The organism is Mucilaginibacter sp. cycad4, from assembly GCF_034263275.1.
Lineage (GTDB): Bacteria > Bacteroidota > Bacteroidia > Sphingobacteriales > Sphingobacteriaceae > Mucilaginibacter.
In genome coordinates this window covers 1,882,021-1,898,403 of sequence record NZ_CP139559.1, presented here as the reverse complement: position 1 = coordinate 1,898,403, position 16,383 = coordinate 1,882,021, and the positions used below count along the sequence as shown (strand labels likewise).

Sequence of the window (16,383 nt, the reverse complement as noted above, 5' to 3'; positions counted from 1 at the left end):
ACACCCGAAATAACTAAACTTGTCTCAACTGCATATATGCAGGTTCAAATCTGAAACTTCAAAAGCTTGACGATAGCGAAAAAATATAATACTCCCCCTATTCCATCTTATAAGCTCTGGACTCTGATATAGACTTTGCTTGTATGAGGTAATATTATTTAGGATATGTACCTTAGTAATAATATGTCAGGTATATCAGCGCTCAAAGGTTATCGTACACAATTTATTTATTCTCTTTACCATATTTTAAAGGAGAATAGTCCGACTTCATCTTTCTTGTTGGAAGGCGTTGAAGATTTGGATCAGTACGATGGTAATGGCCAATTAACAGAGGTTATCCAGGTGAAAAATCTAAATAAACCACTTGGCTTAAGCGACCTCATTTCCAAAGAAGGTACTTCTTTTGTCCGACGCTTTTTAAACATCATATATACCTCGCCATCCACTAATGCGATCCTGATCACCTATAGCCAAGCCGGTGAGGAACTGGAACGCCTGATGAAATCAGCAAACATAGGCTCTAAAGACAAACCGATCATCAGGAAATATGGGATTACTGAAAAGGAATGGGCGGAATTTAAGGCAAGAACCACAATAATAAAAGTAGAAGAAGAGCAGCTAAAAAATAATATCCTGCAACAACTAAAAAATATTTGGGCAACGGTTGATCCTGAACCAACGGCTGAATTATTGTTGCAGTGGCTGGCAAATTGTGCAGAGAAACAGGTTGTCATCAATCACCTGATGCTGCACAAGAAAGTCGAATCGATAGCCATGTATCTTACTGAGCGAATTGCTATATCAGCCCAATTAGGGAAATATTTAATGCCGTTGATTTTGGAGTCGCCAGCAGACGTCAGTAAGCTTTCTGAAGAGTTTTACCAAGGTGTGAGCGCTCGCTTCGAACACATTAATTTGAATTTAGATGTACATCGTCCACAGCTTTTATCAGATATTGATTTGATATATCAGACCAATAACATTGCTGTGCTTTTCGGCGCATCCGGACAAGGCAAATCAACTTTGGCCTATCGTTATATTAAAGAAAATTCAGCGTCAACGCTCGCTTATGAATTACATGTCGTAGATGATAATGAAACCACGCGCGAAGCCGTATTGACCATCGGAAGTATTGCAAAAAACTTAGGATTGCCGGTGACCATATTGATCAACGTTCCTCCAAATAACCTGAGCTGGATGAGTGTTGTATCACAAAGTGCCCATCTTAATTTTATCAGGTTCCTCATCACTATCCGCCAGGAAGACTGGTTCAAATCACAAGCAGCCGGAATTAACTTTCTTCACCAACCCATCGAACTTTCATTTCACAAAATCGAAGCAGCTGAAATATATAGCCGTTTGAATCATAAGATAACCGACCTGAAACATATAGACTTTGAAGAGGCCTGGATCCAATTTCAAGGCGCTGGTCCGTTATTAGAGTTCGTGTATATGGTTACTCAAGGTGCTCCATTGCGAAATCGACTGCAACAACAAGTTGCCGCTCTGCAAAAAGAAGCTGATCATTATCCGGAAGCACTCGAAGTTCTGCGGCTGGTCGCTTTGGCTGATGCATTCGGTGCAGGCCTGGATATCCAGCAATTACGCACTATATCCGGGCTCTACGCGATAACTGCCAGATTAGAAAAAGAGTTTTTACTTAAAGTAAGTTCTGATCAGAAAATAATCACAGGTTTTCATCCTTTACGCTCAAAACTTTTGCTGGATTTTCTTTTTGACGAATTTATTATTGAAAAAAGGGCGTATGTCTGCAATCTTCTGAAGGTCGTCACAGCCGCTGAAACTTATGTTTTTTTACTAAATATATTTCATGAAAATATTATTGATCCAACGTTTTTAATTCAGGAGCTACGGGAAAGCCCTGTAGACTACAGCTGGACAAAATACCATGGAATCGTGCGCGCTCTATTATGGAGCGGATTACGAAAGTACGTTGCTAATAACAGCCGCATATTTGAAGAATATTATGATAAGCATAAAGATGGCTGGTATATCTTATTAGACATTTATTTCGGCAATACTTTAAATCATGAACAGTTACTGGGCAACTTGCAATTTCCGGAGGAGGTGAGACAAAAGTCAAGGGAGGCGAATAAATTACTTATCAAGAAAACAGCAATTTTTGATGATACAGTAAAATTCGTGGATAGTGTCCGCCCGCCCATGACCCAGCCAATTTCTGGTAACGACGCTGCAGGTTATGGTGGAATGCTTTTTTGGGTGAGTCAGTTTGATCGAACTTCGGTTATGCCAGTATATGAAGGCGATTTACTATCAAAATGGTCCGAACAAGCCACGACTGAACAGATGGCGACACTTATGCTGGGCCTTTATACCGCAGCGGGCGCATGGGAGGAGTGCAGAGAAAAATTAGAAAGTTCTTTTTTTACAAAAATCAGAAGATCACATGCCATAACGGATTTGACCATAACAGACGACCAAATCACTGCCATTTATTTAGTGGACATTTTAAGTGAGGAAAGCTTTACCGCCCTAAATGATCGTTCTTATGAAATAGCCGAGTTGCTCAGACGAGCAGTTCCAACGAAGGAATTGTACGCGATCAGGGCAATGGGGCACCATTTGGATTCGATCCCAATGATGAATGACGACTCAGTAAAGAACATGCCGATCAAAAACATACACCTGTCGGAATGGACAGGCATGAATTATACACTTAAAAATTTATTCGAAAACAGATACAGACCAAAAGACTGGAGTGATTATCTGGCCAAGTTAAGCCAATGGGAATCACAAGCCACAGAAAAAGTCAACCTTTTCAGTACCTTATTGACAAAGTTCATGAATGGGAAGGGTGATTGGGAGATCATCGCACCTTTGACATCAAATCAGATAACTGGTTTCGAGGCATTTATAAGCGCGCCGGCATCTATACAAGACCCGCTCGCCCTTCATATTCCGGAAAAGAAATTTGTTAAAAATACCACCGCGACAAAGCCCCTTGATCGCAGTGAAAAGATCGGTCGCTTACAGTTAAAGTTTAAAGATTTCAATAAAAGCCTGAACGATTATAAATCCCATATTGAAACATTTCTTACCCAGTCGAGCACCGCAATATATGAACGGGCGCGTCAGCTCTTAGATCCAAATAATGCCGAGAATGAAAATAATGTTCGCCTTTCCCAGTACAATCTACAGGAAGCTTTGAAATCCGTGAGCATTTACCACGAGAAAAGGCAGCAGTACTTTTCTAAGTATGTCGAGGTTAAAACGCCTGAAGTTTCCCGTGCCGACCTTTTTCAGATCATGTTATTGTGGAGAAATTTTCTTTCCCGAACGGGCAAGAAAAAAACTCCGGCAGTAACGATAAAGCAAGTTGAACAGATCAAGGATGATTTGATATCCCGCGCCATAAAAACTTTCCGAAATTATTCCAAAGACCAGAACTTCAGGATCACCTTTAAAATGGACAATGATACCGGCGGAAAACCGGTGATATTTCTTGATTCTGATCATACCGTAGTCTCGCTTGATGCATTAAATCGGGTTTACAATTTGTTGCCTGAACTTTTCACAGCAGAAGCCGGAAGTCTTAAACAACTTATTTTAGAAAACTTTTACGATCCGCTTTTTATCTTTTCAACTGTTCAGGGACATACCATTAATAGTGGCTGGTATCAGATCCCCCTTTACAAATTGCAGAAAAAATTCAATGATCTGAATTTATTTGATTTGGTTCCCAAGCCAATCGATGCTTCTTTATTCGCCAAACTGAACCTCGTAGATTGGTCGGTACTGATACCTAAAATCAATCAGCTTCAGGTAAGTATCGGGGAATTGATGCAGGTTCAGTTACTGGTTCAGCAATTAAAGGATGTTGCCGGTTTGCAGTCTGATGAGATGGATGAAATGAAAGAAAAACTGTTGCAAAGCAATTTTAATGAGGCCGCCCAGCGCATTGCTGTGGGTTTTCAGAAAATATTGGATGACTTGGCTTTCATTCTGGAAGACGTTGGTTATGATCAGGAACTTTACAAAATTGATCTGCCTGAAACCGAATTCATAGACGCCTTCCTGGCGATAAAAGATAACCTTTACCCGGAAAATGGTTCTGGCGGAGATTCACAATCCTTACGCTTCAACTTACAGGACACGATCGCCTGGGTACCGCGTTTGCAAATATGCCACGAAAAGCTCTCAACAATATTCTTTCTGGTTGTACAGAAATATATCGACGCTTATAATGAAGAACAGGCGATTGCCCTTTACCCGCATTTGAAAGCAAAAACATTACGTGAAATCTCAGATTTTTTTCAGCTTGATTTTACCGGGATTCCGGATATCAGCTGCCACAAAGGTAAAACGGAGATAAATAAGAGTGGCTCGCGCCTGACCAATTATTACAAAAAGCTAACCACACGCGAATGCGCTATATTTGATGCAGCCAACATTATACTCTTTGCTCCCCGCTCATACAATATCATCTTTGAAGGTTTGATCGACACGCCGATGAAGCTGGTTATGCTCAAATGGCTAATCAACCAGTTTACCCGATTGAATGGTGTTGATTCACTCGATTACGGAAAAATGACATCAGATGAAATGATGGACGTTATGGCCGGCAGATTTTGGACCGGTCGGATGTGGACCAAGAATGAAGGATCGAAGCTGCCGGATATGATGATACGTGCGGAAAAAAATAAGGTCTTTTTAACAATATTCAGTCCCATAAAGTAATGCGGCCTGGCCGTTTAATCGTTAGCAATAATCGTCAATCGAATCCCCACCATGCCATTCCAAACCCTGGGCCAGCGTATATCCTTTCTCCACCCCTTCGGGTGAAAAAAATTTGCGCAGACTCGTATGCACAAACAAGCCATCTTCAAAAGTTATTTTAGCAAGGCCATAGGGCTTGACTTCATGCTCGCCCAAAGACATAACGAGAATAGATTCTCCATTACCAATCCATGCGTATTTTGATGTTACCGCCGAATAAAGATGATTGCTGCAAAACAAAGCGCCTTGTTTGAGATTTTCAAAATAGGCAACGAGCGGATCACCTAAGTATGCTGAGGGACAACACGGAAATTCGGAAGGCGTGAGCCAGTCACGCTGAGCGGCATTAACAGTTATCGCCATAACGAGAACTGGTGCTTCTCCATCGGTGTCTGCCGGTTCATATTTCGGAAGCCCTCTGTTATTTATCCACTCCGCTAAAGAGGCATCAACAGGATCGTCTTGTTTAGCCCAGTTTAACATTCGCGCCAGGCTGGCTTTGCCATCTTCGGCACTTACCGTACACATCCATGAAAAATTAGGATCCGGAAACTTGTCTTGAAATTCCGCCGGATTAGCCAGAAATGCTTCAACGCTTCCGCATATTCGTGAAATGCGGCTGGCTGTTATCGGATTGAGTAAAATATTTTCTAATCTGGTGACCCATCGCAGATTTTCAGGGCGATTATTACGTTTATTGGTATCTATATGATCTACTACGTATTGTACACTCGTCGGCACACCTAAAAATGCAGTTGCCACAATCCGATGTACCGATAAACTAGCAACATCCATATAGCCAGTATTTTCATTCGGGTTACCAAAAGTCCATTGATCATCTATAGGACGTTTAGCTTTACCGTGACGGCGATAACGGTAAATAGCACCATTGTCGCGGACTCGAAATTGCTCTCCTTTGTAAGTGCACTCGATTTCCCTCTCAAAATCATTAACGGATACTCTATTTATTTTCATCATCACTAAACAAACAATTAGTTGATAACCTACTGCTTCGGCCAATTCGGATCTTTTTTGAAGTAAGTTTCGAAATTTTGGGGATCGTTAAATCGCTTCTCAAGCAAGTTTAATATAGCCAGGCAATAAGCTTTATAAGTTTTAGTCTTAAAATGCTGAGATGTGAGTTTGTCTAATTTTGTTGCACAAATAAGTTTGATCGATCCGTAACCGTGTTTTTTACTATGCCCGCTACCATTATGAATAGCCGTAATGCGTAGTTCGAAAAAGTTTTCTCTAAAAATCACCATATCCCGGCGTCCGGAAAGATCTAAAGATGGATCGTAACTTTGAAGTCTGATTTGCACATCTTTGGGTACAGGAATGGCCATATCACGAGAGTTATACTTATACCACTCAAAATCATGGTCCTGCGTAATAACGGAGGATGGATTTGTAAATTGAACAGCCAGGTCTTTGATACTTAAATCCTCACTATATTCTGTTCCCGTGAGCTTCGCATACATCAAATTAGAATTTAATTCTTTGATCGCGATAAGGATATTTCCTAATACCCTGGCGTTGGCGAACCCCCAAAACTGGAATTGCTCATCACCTTTGAGATCGGCTATTTTAATAGGATAGCTTTGCAGTGCTGAGTGATTATCACTTCTATTAGGACTGAAAAGCTTTTCGTAGTTTGAAGATAAGTTAAATTCCGGCGGATTTAGTATCTCATTGGTTGCGGGATTTACGAAATAAATAAACTCAAATGTTTTTTGCGAACTGCTTTCCTTAGCACCGAAAGTGATAGTCGCCACCAATGCGACAAGGCCAAATAGCACACTCGGAACCGTTTTTGCTAAAGTTTCATTACTCCAGTTATTGACCAGCAAATAACCTGACAGGGAAATTAAAACAGCAAGAACGATAAATAAAGCAATAAGGGTTAAGGGGACGGTCATTTTCACAGCCAAATAATTATAATCGAAGTTATTGAATATCCGCTAATTGATTGTTACCTAAAGCGTTGTTTCAATGAAATTATACGGTTTAAACGCTAATAAATTTTCTCCTTCCGGTGCTTCCATGGAATAGTATCCCTGAATTTCAATCCTAGCCAGGAGATTTGCAATTTCTTCTCGCTTAAGATTACTCAGATAGGCCTGAACTCTTGCGCTGGCTTTTTCTATTTTCTTTTTTACTTGTTCCTGAACATATAAACATAGCGATCGGAAATCCTCCAGATTCGGCGTCATTGTCATGACATGAGACATTTGGCAATGTAGATCTATGCCGATCGTACCCACTACAGTTCCCACTACATGCCCCAAGTCAAAGTCACTACCGGCATGCGCGATATAGCCGTTTCTCAGATCGATCATACGCGCATGTTCGTCCTTCAAAGATTGTGGAGCACTTTTGAACACATCATTATAATCCAATTTCGACCTTCCGCCTTCATTAGATGCATAAAGCTTGGCGTATGTAATCACCGAAAAAAACATGAGGCTCTGCTGGATAATTGAAGAATGACCGAGATCCTCCATTTCCTTAATGGACTCTAATAACAAATCGATATCCTTATTCATCATCGAAAACCCAGCAAACCTTTTCGCGTCATAAAAAAATTGAATAAATTATTTCTAAAATCTCATTTCATAGATAAAATTGTGCTTGGACACCGTCGATCACGTCATCGTAGGTAAGAATCTCCAAATCGCGATAATCATTACAAATTTCTTTCCACTCACTCGTCGAAAAATGCCAACGGCGACCGACTATCAATATCCTTTTGGGGTATAGAACATCGAATGAATAATTGTTTTTAAACCAGGAACGGTTATTTGGATCCTCAAAATACTTTCTATAGTTTCGGGTTTGGGATATATAGGAATTGATTTCTGCTGAAAATGTTTCCCGGTTTGCTTTACCAACTACACTACCGCCCTTTAGGGTCGGTAATTTAAATTCAACGATGTCGGCATAACCATTTGGCCGGAGCACAAAAAAGTCCGGGATAATTGCAGGATGACTTTCCGATTGCCATTCGCATTCCAATTGATCGAATATATTATTTGATAGAATACCCATGGTCAAAATGAACTTATTCTCTGGAAGAGAAAGGAAGCGAGTGATTTCAGGTTCCGTAGTATTATGGTTACCAACAAGTTCGATAAAACGATTGAGTTGCGGCAGTTTAGAGTATTTATAATCAGACTTTGGTGGGGACGGGTAAACGTATTTGGCATCGATTGGAACCAACTGTTTCATAAAACCTATGTCAACCGAAAATTTATCAACTTCAGGATCTGTTTCATCATAAATAAGCGGAAGAAAATCGATCCATTTGATGTGCCTGGTTTTTAACCCATTTTCATCAGCATCAAAAAATAAAGAATTGACCATTCGGCCAAATCGCTTTTCGGGTATGGTAAACCCACTGGAATTAATGCCCAACATCGAATTCTGGGCATCAAAATTCCAGTTTAGATCCAGCAATTTATCAAACCCTTTGTCTGTAGGGAGTATTAAATCTTCAGTAAACTCCGGAAGATGCATTTTAATACCAGTCGAGTTACCGTCACTAAATGTAAATCCAACGATGCTTTCGAAAAAATCGGCGTCCTTATTTGTATAATCATGCCAAGTGATCGGTAGCACACTACTCTCTCTTATTTCTTCAACATGCTCCGGCCCGGTATACTCAATCGCCAAATGGTTCTTTCCAAAATATAATACAATTTGGTCGGGGTTCAATAAGAAGCCAGGAAAGGTTTTTATTAGTTCAGGATTCTCTTTTAAGTACTGGTAAAGTGGAAAGGAATAAAACTTCGACATGAATTTGAAGACTGTCGAAGCCATTTCGCTAACGCTACTCGCTGGTTTTGCCATAAATCGCAATTTCGGTTTAGAATTATAAAAAGATGAATATAAAAGTCTTTCCGAATAAAGGCAATTGATTTCCTTCGGATTTCCCAGTAGCTAATCTATAAGTTACAAGTATTCACAAAATTTCTCTTTTATTTATTAGCATTACCTACGTTGCCAAAAGTCAGCAGACGGGAAGGATTGCTTAAGTGCGTCTTTAAGTTGATCAACCATTCCCTGCCCGACGAACTTTCCGCACACGACTTCCACAATTTCCAATTCAAAAAAGGGATTTTCGACACTATTACCTGTTAACGGCAAATCGATAAACTTTCTTCCGGATTTACTGTCCGTTTGAATTGGAAACGTTCGATCTAGGAAACCATTTAAACCAACCATATTAGGAGCATCGTAATGAAAACAAAGGCGTGTTTCGTTCTCCCAATTATATCTTGCCCGTTTGTAAAATTTAGAAAATCTATCAACACCGTCAGAAAAAAACATTTTATTATACTTACGAAGCTGATACTCAATTGCGTTGTAGAAATCAAAAGAATAGCCGCGATCATAAAATACATCGCGAAAATCAAATAAACGTAACCCCTCATTGTTGAAATTTGAAAATCTAAAGCCAATGGCTACGCCGTGATCTTCATTTGCATAATTTTTCCAAAACTTCTCATTATGATTATCTTGGGTAAAACACAATACAAAAATATGGTTACGTTCTACATCTGATGGACGTGTATCTTTAGGGTTGATATTGTTGTTAAATGCTTTTTTCTGAAAGTCCTCAGGTACTAGCGGGTGAAATAAACCGATCCGTTTATAGAATTCCGTATACTCTGCAAAATCATTTGAATCGTTCGAGAACAAGCTGCTTACTTGAATAGATTGATTTTTGATAATGTCTAAAGCTATATGAGCACTTTTAAAATGATGAAAGCGTCCGTAATCACCTACCCGGTTTTTAGATAACTTATCAAATATCTGTGTTATAGGATTTTTGCCTTCTTCAAAAACCAACACATTTTTCACATCATATTTATTGTGAAACCTAATATCTGAGGGTTTCACCTCATCGAATTTGAAATCAAATTCAGCTGATTTGATGTTGCTATTGATAATTTCCGCTATTTCCTGCTGTTCTTTTATTGTAATTTGATTACTTGCTGAGTTCGCCATTGAAAAATAATGTGTCGAGGTTGTGAAAATTGTTAGTTGCCTGCAAAATACCGCCGCAATAAGGGGTTTCGCGGCAAATGGTAATTATTGTTGCCCGATCAATCAGGCGCTCCACAAAATCCCTAGGCGTTGTATTTAATTCATCAATTTCTGTAAGAAAAAGTTCTCTCATACGAGAATACGGCCACGAACTCGTCTTTCCTAGTAAATCAAAAGAAAACACGTCGCAATCAAAATCTAATATGTACGGCGTTTCTGGTGTATCAGTAAACGTATACCTGTTTCGTGGATTGTTAAACTCCAATATCTCACGAATGTTCTTGAAGTCATCAGTTATCGCGGCCTGCTCGCCAAGGCAACCATTCCGATCAAGACTGTCCCAAAGATGAGGAATCGAGTATATTCGGTGGTCAATACCAGTGTGATCCGAATAACGATTGTTAATGCGAGCTATATTATCATCCTTTTCTGCCCCAATGACAACGGCATCTTTAATAAAGCCTAATTCCATTCCGTTAAGTACCCAATCATCATCCAGCGTACTGATATTAAATTCTGTAAAGCTCCAAAATTCCGGCATTGTTGGCAAAGTAGCACGAAACTTCTTTGTTATTTCTATTGATGACTTATGAGGCTTCACGGCATCATCGTGAAAGTCGAAGTAAATTATATTAAACGGATTTTTGAAATTTTCCTCGGCCTTGAGGAAATACAACACGTTCAGCAAATATCTGTGGTCTTCATAAACAATAACATATTTCTCTCCATATGAGATCACATGCATATTTGCACGGTGATTGAGTTTAAGTATCTGATTCATTTTTGGTTTAATCAACAAAAGCTAAGATATCCGATTGCATCTTATTACTGTTAATCAATGCAACTCCAAAGCCGACTTTTACAAAAAGATTACCAGTTCGATAAAATTCTATCATAATCGCCAATATAAATATCGTCTGACATAAGTTCATCGAAGAAAAAAACTGAAATAAAGGAATAGCTATGCGGATATTGAAAGAAATTTATCTTGTCGCGGATTTAAATATTGAATGATATTAAGCATTTTCTTTTTGATCATTGTAGCGCTTACTGTATTATTCTTCATCGCCGCCACCGGCAAGTTACACCCCATCATCCTCGCTTACCTGATCTGGAACATCATCATCGGCGTGCTATCCTACAACCATTTCTTTCAAAACACAAGTACCCTGCCGCCAAGGATACTGCTCGTCATTATCCCGGCCGTCATCTTCGTAACCCTTGCCTATAAAAACATCACCGCCACGACCATCAAAACCAAATGGCTATATGCCATCCATGCCCTTCGCCTGCCCGTTGAAATCTGTTTATTTCAACTATATCAAAACGGGAAAGTCCCCAAACTCATGACCTTCGAAGGCTGGAACTTTGACATCCTCACCGGCATTACCGCCATCATCCTAATATTTACAGCCGATAAATTCAGCAAAAAACTAATCAGATACTGGCATTATCTCGGCCTCACCCTGCTATCAGTCATAGTCATCCTGGCCATCTTATCAGCCCCGTCCCCGATACAGCAATTGGCGAGATCACAGCCCAACACCGCCATATTAATGTTTCCATTTACTCTGTTGCCCGGTTTAGTGGTACCGATCGTATTTCTTTCCCATCTCCTCTCCTCGCATTGCGCGAGTTAATCAAATCAGATGGCCGGAAATACAAACCTTGTAAAGGTTCATCTAATTTCCAAATGCAAAAACTTTGAAACTGCACTGAAACAATCCAGGCATCTTCATTTCAACCAGGATTTACGCCAGTGGTGAGCGAATAATGTGAAAATATCTTAACTTGCAACAACCTATTCACAATCCCAATGCCCTTAAATAAAATCGTTGTCAAATTAGACAGCTTGTTCAATACTATCTCTGATGCGATAGTCATTCCCAGATCAACTATAGGGACATTAAATGACAAGATCAGACAAGACCTCGCTTACGTATATCGATTGGAGCTGCCGGAAAGACTGGAGTACCGGCCATTGGGTGCAGTAGATATTATGCAACATACCAATCAAGATCGCCAGAATAATTTAAAGCCGGTATTCCATATCTTGATGGCCACCTGCGTGGATAATAATACGAGTACGTACGAGGCAATCGAGGACATAGCTAATGAAATTTCCGATTTCACCAAACGCAATCCGACGGTAAGAGACGTTGCCCTGCCTTTGTTAGGAACCGGTGCCGGAGGCCTCGATCACATGCGGGTTTTCCAAATCCTGACCGAGAATTTCATCAAAAATTCGTCGCCTGATGCTGTTATGGAGATTTTCGTTACTGAGGAAAGGATCTTTAGTCTGATCCGACCGCAAATCCCCCAGGATCGCACCAGCGAACTACCGAAGATCGAATTAACTTCAGAACAATCGGCTATCATGGAGCAGATTCTTGACAGGATTTCCCGCGACCATGATTGTTACCTTGCTGGTGCCGTGTGGGACGGTAGTGACAAGGCGGATGATTTTTTCGCAGCCGGTATTTGGCAAAATGGCCATGAGGACAAATTTGTTGAGTTAGTTAAGAAAATTAAGCCAGGCTCCCTCATTCTTCTTAAATCCTCTTTTGCCAGTACAGGCGTCAGCTATCTGCGGATCAAAGGGATTGGCATTGTGACATTAAATCCCGGAAACGGGCAGGAGCTTTCGGTTAACTGGAGGGCGCATCATACGCAGTACGATATACCTAATAAAGGAAATTACAGAAATACCATCACCAAAGTTGCACCGAAAACCTTTTTGGAAATTATCAGAGCGATTCCAGAATGGCAACAAATCATCTTCAAGATCTTCCCGCCCGATTCGTCAGTATATGAACCAGAATTTGCAGCGCAAATTTCTCAACTTGCGGGATTGTTAAGTGATTCTGACGATGCTGACGACCATCTAGATATTAATGCGGACGTTGATGCATTTGCGAAGATCATATCCGCAAAGACTTTCAAGCCACCATTGGCGATAGCATTGTTTGGCAAGTGGGGAACCGGTAAAAGTTTCTTTATGAGGAAACTGAAAGATAAGATTAGTTATTATACCCAGCAACAAGATGACATGGTCTGCACGGGTATTGCACACATCCATTTCAATGCCTGGTCATACCTTGATGCAAACCTTTGGGCTAGCATGATCAGCAAGATTTTCGAGGGTTTAAATCAATATATCAGCGATAACAAGAAATCCGATGTGGAAATCAATGAGGTCAAAACATCATTAATGGACCGCTTGTCCCTGAACTTTCTCCAGATGGAAAAAGTAAAAAAAGAACAGGCTACGCTGACAAGTGCAATCACTGATCTTACGGAAAAGAAAGAAAAACTCGCATCAGAACTCGAAGGTAAGAAAAAGGAAATCGCTAAAGATTCTTTTACCAAAGCATTGCAGATCGTCGATGAAAAATTGAAAGTCCGGGAAAAAATATCTTCGGCTTTTAAAGAAAACGAATCGGTCACGTCTGCAAGCAAAGAGCTCCGCGAAATTGTTCCGGAAGAGTACCTTAAGGATCCAGGGGCAGTCTTAAAAAAAGTACAGAGTATAGAAACCTATGTCAAGGTTTTCTTTAGTCGAAAAAAGCTTCTAAGCAACATTTTGTGGCTGGCCGGCATTATTTTATTCGTCTATTACGCACCATTGGTTTTGCATTGGCTCGTAAAACTTATAACGAAAACAGATTTTTCTTTTCCGCCCGTTGATCTCCTTATCAAAACTCTTGTAACGGCAGCCCCGGTCTTACATCTTATCAGAAAAACCTACATGCAAGTTCAACCGCTTGTTAGTTCTCTTTGGAAAATAAAAGTTGAATATGATACCGCAATTAAAGATGCACAGGCCGCATTGGAAAAAGAGGAGGCCGAAATTGCCCTGTCCATTGCACAAAACGAGCAAAAACTGATAGCGGTAGATAAAGAAATTAAGGAAACAGAGCGTCAGCAACTATTATTAACCTACAAAAAAGAACATGCATTATCTACTGAAGCGCTTTACAGCTTTATCGGAAAAAGGACTATCAGTGAAGATTATCAACAGCATTTAGGTATTGTGTCGTTAATCAGGCGTGATTTTGAAGCTTTGAGTGATTTGTTCTACGGTCACAACGTAGAAAATAAACACAAAGACTTCGCAGAAAATTTTAACAAGCCATTGCAGCGCATTGTGTTGTACATCGACGATCTTGATCGCTGCCGTGAGGACCGAGTTGTTGAAGTTTTGGAAGCTGTTAATTTATTGATGGCCTTTCCACTTTTTGTTGTTGTCGTTGGCGTTGACCCGAGATGGGTAAGAAATGCCCTCATTACCCGTTACGGCTCGCAATTCGCACCGGAAGGCGATAAAGAATTAATAGAGGCTTCGGATTATTTGGAGAAAATATTTCAGGTTCCGTTTCATTTAAAAGCAGCCAACGACGGGCACATTCGCCATATGATCAGAATGCTTAGTAAACCCTACGAGGCTTTTGATTTTGAAAATGAAGTGCCGATTTACGATGAAAATTCGCCAATCGTTAGGGAATATAATGAAGAACAAAATCAGGAACGGCATGAAAACATTATACCAGAGCCGCCAGTGACCGCGCCTGTTGAGCCTCGTAGCCAATTGCAGCATGTGAAACTGCAAAGCTGGGAAATAGCGCTGATGGAGGATATGTCGGTCATTTTAGGTAATAATCCGCGCGCAATAAAAAGGTTTGTTAATATATATCAGATCGTAAAAGCCCATTCAGGCTTGACTTACATGGTCGGCCAGGAAAAAACGGAGTATTTGATTATCCTATTTTTGGACGCTTTATACAATGGTTGTTACCGGAAGCTCGCTCCCTGCTTTATCAAATTTATGCAAAAGAATGAGACAGCAAAACTGGCTCAATTTCTTCAGGATTTTGAAAAACAGTCATCTGATATCGTCCTGTTAAAAAAGCAATTGGATGTTGCTTTAACAACCAAACCAGCATATCAAACACTACAGGATACGGTTATGACGCATTTTAAAGCACACAATGGTTTTATCCAACGGTTTTCATTTGATGAAATATTACCCGAATCCAGTATATTTCTGAATTGAGATGGCAGACCGCCTTTTAAATAAAAGATATAGACGCAGGTATAGAGTACAAATATAAGAGCCGCGGTAATGTAGTCGGTAAATTAAAACAGTTTTACAACAAGTTCAACAAGCCATTGACAAATAAATAAACTAAAACGACTGCATACCATCTACTTTTATTCGGAATTGCCGTAAATTGCACCCAACAGATGAATAGCCATCCATTCCATACAACCATCCCTGCTGCCAGGCCGACAAACCCTGGAGTGATCAGCGCTATTATCGTCATTATTATTACTGTCATTGCTAACCAATGGAGGGTAATCTAACTATTTAAAAAAGTACCATTAAATATTACAGCCCTCCGTAACCCGGAGGGCTTTTTTTTTGACCAAATTCAAAATGAAAAAGACAACCCCGACCAAAGTGATCACCGTTTATGCCGAAGACAAAAAAGGATTGCTCGGCCAGATCCTCATGTTCCTGAACCGAAAGGATTACCCCGTACACCAGGTAAGCGCCGCGCGCACCGATATCGCCCACATGGTATTGATCACCCTGGAAGTAAGCATTCCCGACGACAGGCTACCACTAACCATAGCCAAGCTGGAAAACATCATCGAAGTCTACCACGTATCCGGGTTTACCGGGTTTGAAGCAGAACTCTGGCAGGCCGGGTATTTCCATTTCGCCAAAGATTTCGCCAATAGCCGATTCTTCGCCCTGATGCAAAAACACGGCGCAACCATCGCAGGCGTAACCACAGAAGGTTTTGTGATTCAGAAAACCGGCACCGCGACCGACCTCGAAGTATTTTACAACCTGCTCGATGGCCCCGGCCTGATCAGCTATTGCCGGAACGGTTTGATCGTACCGGAAAGCTTAAAAATGCTGCAAAGCTTGTAGCCGTTTCCTTTTTACCAAATGTTAACAGAACTGCCAGAATTAACACCGAATTTTACCCCATGGAAGCATTCGTCAACTACATCCTGCAATTCGGCAACCTGAACCAGCAGCAAATAGACCTGATCTTAAGCAAAGCCCAAACCCTGGAACTGCGGAAAGACGACTATTTTTCAGAAGCCGGTAAAGTACCCAGGTACGTCGGTTTCCTGCTGAAAGGCGTAGTCCGTTTTTGTTACTACAACAACAGAGGCAAGGACGTCACCCATTCCTTCGTGGAAGAAAATAACTTTGTATCCGATCAGCAGCGCTTCGAAACGCAGATCATCTCCTCGGAATATATCCAGGCCGAGACCGATTGCGAACTGCTCGTCTTTTCCAAAAAAGGCTGGGATGAGATCGGCAATACAGTCGTCAGCTGGAAAGAGATCGAAAACCTGATCCTGAAAAATTGTTTGCTCAAAGCCATCGAACGGCGTAGCCCCCTCGTCTCCGAAGATGCCACCAACCGTTATTTACTGTTCAACGAACATTTTCCGGGCCTGGTGAACCGGGTACCGCTTTCCCACGTCGCCTCCTACCTGGGCATCACCCAGCCCTCGCTGAGCCGCATCCGGCGGAATGTCCGCTGATTGTCA

11 protein-coding genes are annotated in these 16,383 nt (G+C 40.8%); 5 read left to right on the top strand and 6 right to left on the bottom strand.

The genetic code is table 11. From position 1 onward, the window contains the following. The first annotated feature begins 183 nt into the window (after positions 1 to 183). Entirely contained in the window at positions 184 to 4,719 is a 4,536-nt protein-coding gene (locus SNE26_RS07685; protein ID WP_321558778.1) for a hypothetical protein, read from the top strand. Positions 4,720 to 4,740: 21 nt separating this feature from the next. Here SNE26_RS07685 and SNE26_RS07680 read toward each other — a convergent pair whose 3' ends face one another. The 6 genes from SNE26_RS07680 to SNE26_RS07655 form a co-directional block, all read right to left on the bottom strand. Continuing rightward, positions 4,741 to 5,778 carry an HNH endonuclease signature motif containing protein gene (locus tag SNE26_RS07680; RefSeq protein ID WP_321558777.1) on the bottom strand — a complete coding sequence of 346 codons (1,038 nt, stop codon included), beginning with the start codon at positions 5,776 to 5,778 and terminating at the stop codon, positions 4,741 to 4,743. Next, on the bottom strand, positions 5,763 to 6,677 hold the full coding sequence (locus SNE26_RS07675) for a hypothetical protein (RefSeq protein ID WP_321558776.1): 915 nt from the start codon (positions 6,675 to 6,677) through the stop codon (positions 5,763 to 5,765). The genes SNE26_RS07680 and SNE26_RS07675 overlap by 16 nt, the downstream gene beginning before the upstream one ends. Before the next feature lie 57 nt (positions 6,678 to 6,734). Further along, the gene (locus SNE26_RS07670; protein WP_321558775.1) at positions 6,735 to 7,307 is read right to left on the bottom strand and encodes a hypothetical protein; all 573 of its coding nucleotides are present in this window, start codon (positions 7,305 to 7,307) and stop codon (positions 6,735 to 6,737) included. Between the two features lie 64 nt (positions 7,308 to 7,371). Continuing rightward, entirely contained in the window at positions 7,372 to 8,607 is a 1,236-nt protein-coding gene (locus SNE26_RS07665) for a Shedu anti-phage system protein SduA domain-containing protein (protein ID WP_321558774.1), read from the bottom strand. A 141-nt stretch (positions 8,608 to 8,748) separates the two neighbouring features. Further along, a complete protein-coding gene (locus SNE26_RS07660; protein WP_321558773.1) occupies positions 8,749 to 9,768 on the bottom strand; it encodes a DUF2971 domain-containing protein in 1,020 nt (339 codons plus the stop codon). Then, entirely contained in the window at positions 9,749 to 10,588 is an 840-nt protein-coding gene (locus SNE26_RS07655) for a hypothetical protein (protein WP_321558772.1), read from the bottom strand. The genes SNE26_RS07660 and SNE26_RS07655 overlap by 20 nt, the downstream gene beginning before the upstream one ends. A gap of 229 nt (positions 10,589 to 10,817) precedes the next feature. Here SNE26_RS07655 and SNE26_RS07650 point away from each other — a divergent pair, with 229 nt between their 5' ends. From SNE26_RS07650 to SNE26_RS07635, 4 genes are all read left to right on the top strand, one after another. Beyond that, positions 10,818 to 11,447: a hypothetical protein gene (locus tag SNE26_RS07650; RefSeq protein WP_321558771.1), complete on the top strand. Its 630-nt coding sequence runs from the start codon at positions 10,818 to 10,820 to the stop codon at positions 11,445 to 11,447. A 176-nt stretch (positions 11,448 to 11,623) separates the two neighbouring features. After that, positions 11,624 to 14,860 carry a P-loop NTPase fold protein gene (locus tag SNE26_RS07645; protein ID WP_321558770.1) on the top strand — a complete coding sequence of 1,079 codons (3,237 nt, stop codon included), beginning with the start codon at positions 11,624 to 11,626 and terminating at the stop codon, positions 14,858 to 14,860. 384 nt (positions 14,861 to 15,244) lie between these two features. Next, a complete protein-coding gene (locus SNE26_RS07640) occupies positions 15,245 to 15,748 on the top strand; it encodes an acetolactate synthase small subunit (RefSeq protein ID WP_321558769.1) in 504 nt (167 codons plus the stop codon). 59 nt (positions 15,749 to 15,807) lie between these two features. Continuing rightward, positions 15,808 to 16,377, top strand: coding sequence for a Crp/Fnr family transcriptional regulator (locus SNE26_RS07635; protein ID WP_321558768.1), 570 nt, complete (start codon positions 15,808 to 15,810; stop codon positions 16,375 to 16,377). Positions 16,378 to 16,383 lie beyond the last annotated feature (6 nt).

What these genes read in the sequence shown, in the direction of transcription:
- SNE26_RS07650 (WP_321558771.1), top strand. Translation starts at nt 10,818, where the DNA reads ATGATATTAAGCATTTTCTTTTTGATCATTGTAGCGCTTACTGTATTA.
- SNE26_RS07645 (WP_321558770.1), top strand. Translation starts at nt 11,624, where the DNA reads ATGCCCTTAAATAAAATCGTTGTCAAATTAGACAGCTTGTTCAATACT.
- SNE26_RS07665 (WP_321558774.1), bottom strand. Translation starts at nt 8,607, where the DNA reads ATGGCAAAACCAGCGAGTAGCGTTAGCGAAATGGCTTCGACAGTCTTC.
- SNE26_RS07635 (WP_321558768.1), top strand. Translation starts at nt 15,808, where the DNA reads ATGGAAGCATTCGTCAACTACATCCTGCAATTCGGCAACCTGAACCAG.
- SNE26_RS07655 (WP_321558772.1), bottom strand. Translation starts at nt 10,588, where the DNA reads ATGAATCAGATACTTAAACTCAATCACCGTGCAAATATGCATGTGATC.
- SNE26_RS07640 (WP_321558769.1), top strand. Translation starts at nt 15,245, where the DNA reads ATGAAAAAGACAACCCCGACCAAAGTGATCACCGTTTATGCCGAAGAC.
- SNE26_RS07685 (WP_321558778.1), top strand. Translation starts at nt 184, where the DNA reads ATGTCAGGTATATCAGCGCTCAAAGGTTATCGTACACAATTTATTTAT.
- SNE26_RS07675 (WP_321558776.1), bottom strand. Translation starts at nt 6,677, where the DNA reads ATGACCGTCCCCTTAACCCTTATTGCTTTATTTATCGTTCTTGCTGTT.
- SNE26_RS07670 (WP_321558775.1), bottom strand. Translation starts at nt 7,307, where the DNA reads ATGATGAATAAGGATATCGATTTGTTATTAGAGTCCATTAAGGAAATG.
- SNE26_RS07660 (WP_321558773.1), bottom strand. Translation starts at nt 9,768, where the DNA reads ATGGCGAACTCAGCAAGTAATCAAATTACAATAAAAGAACAGCAGGAA.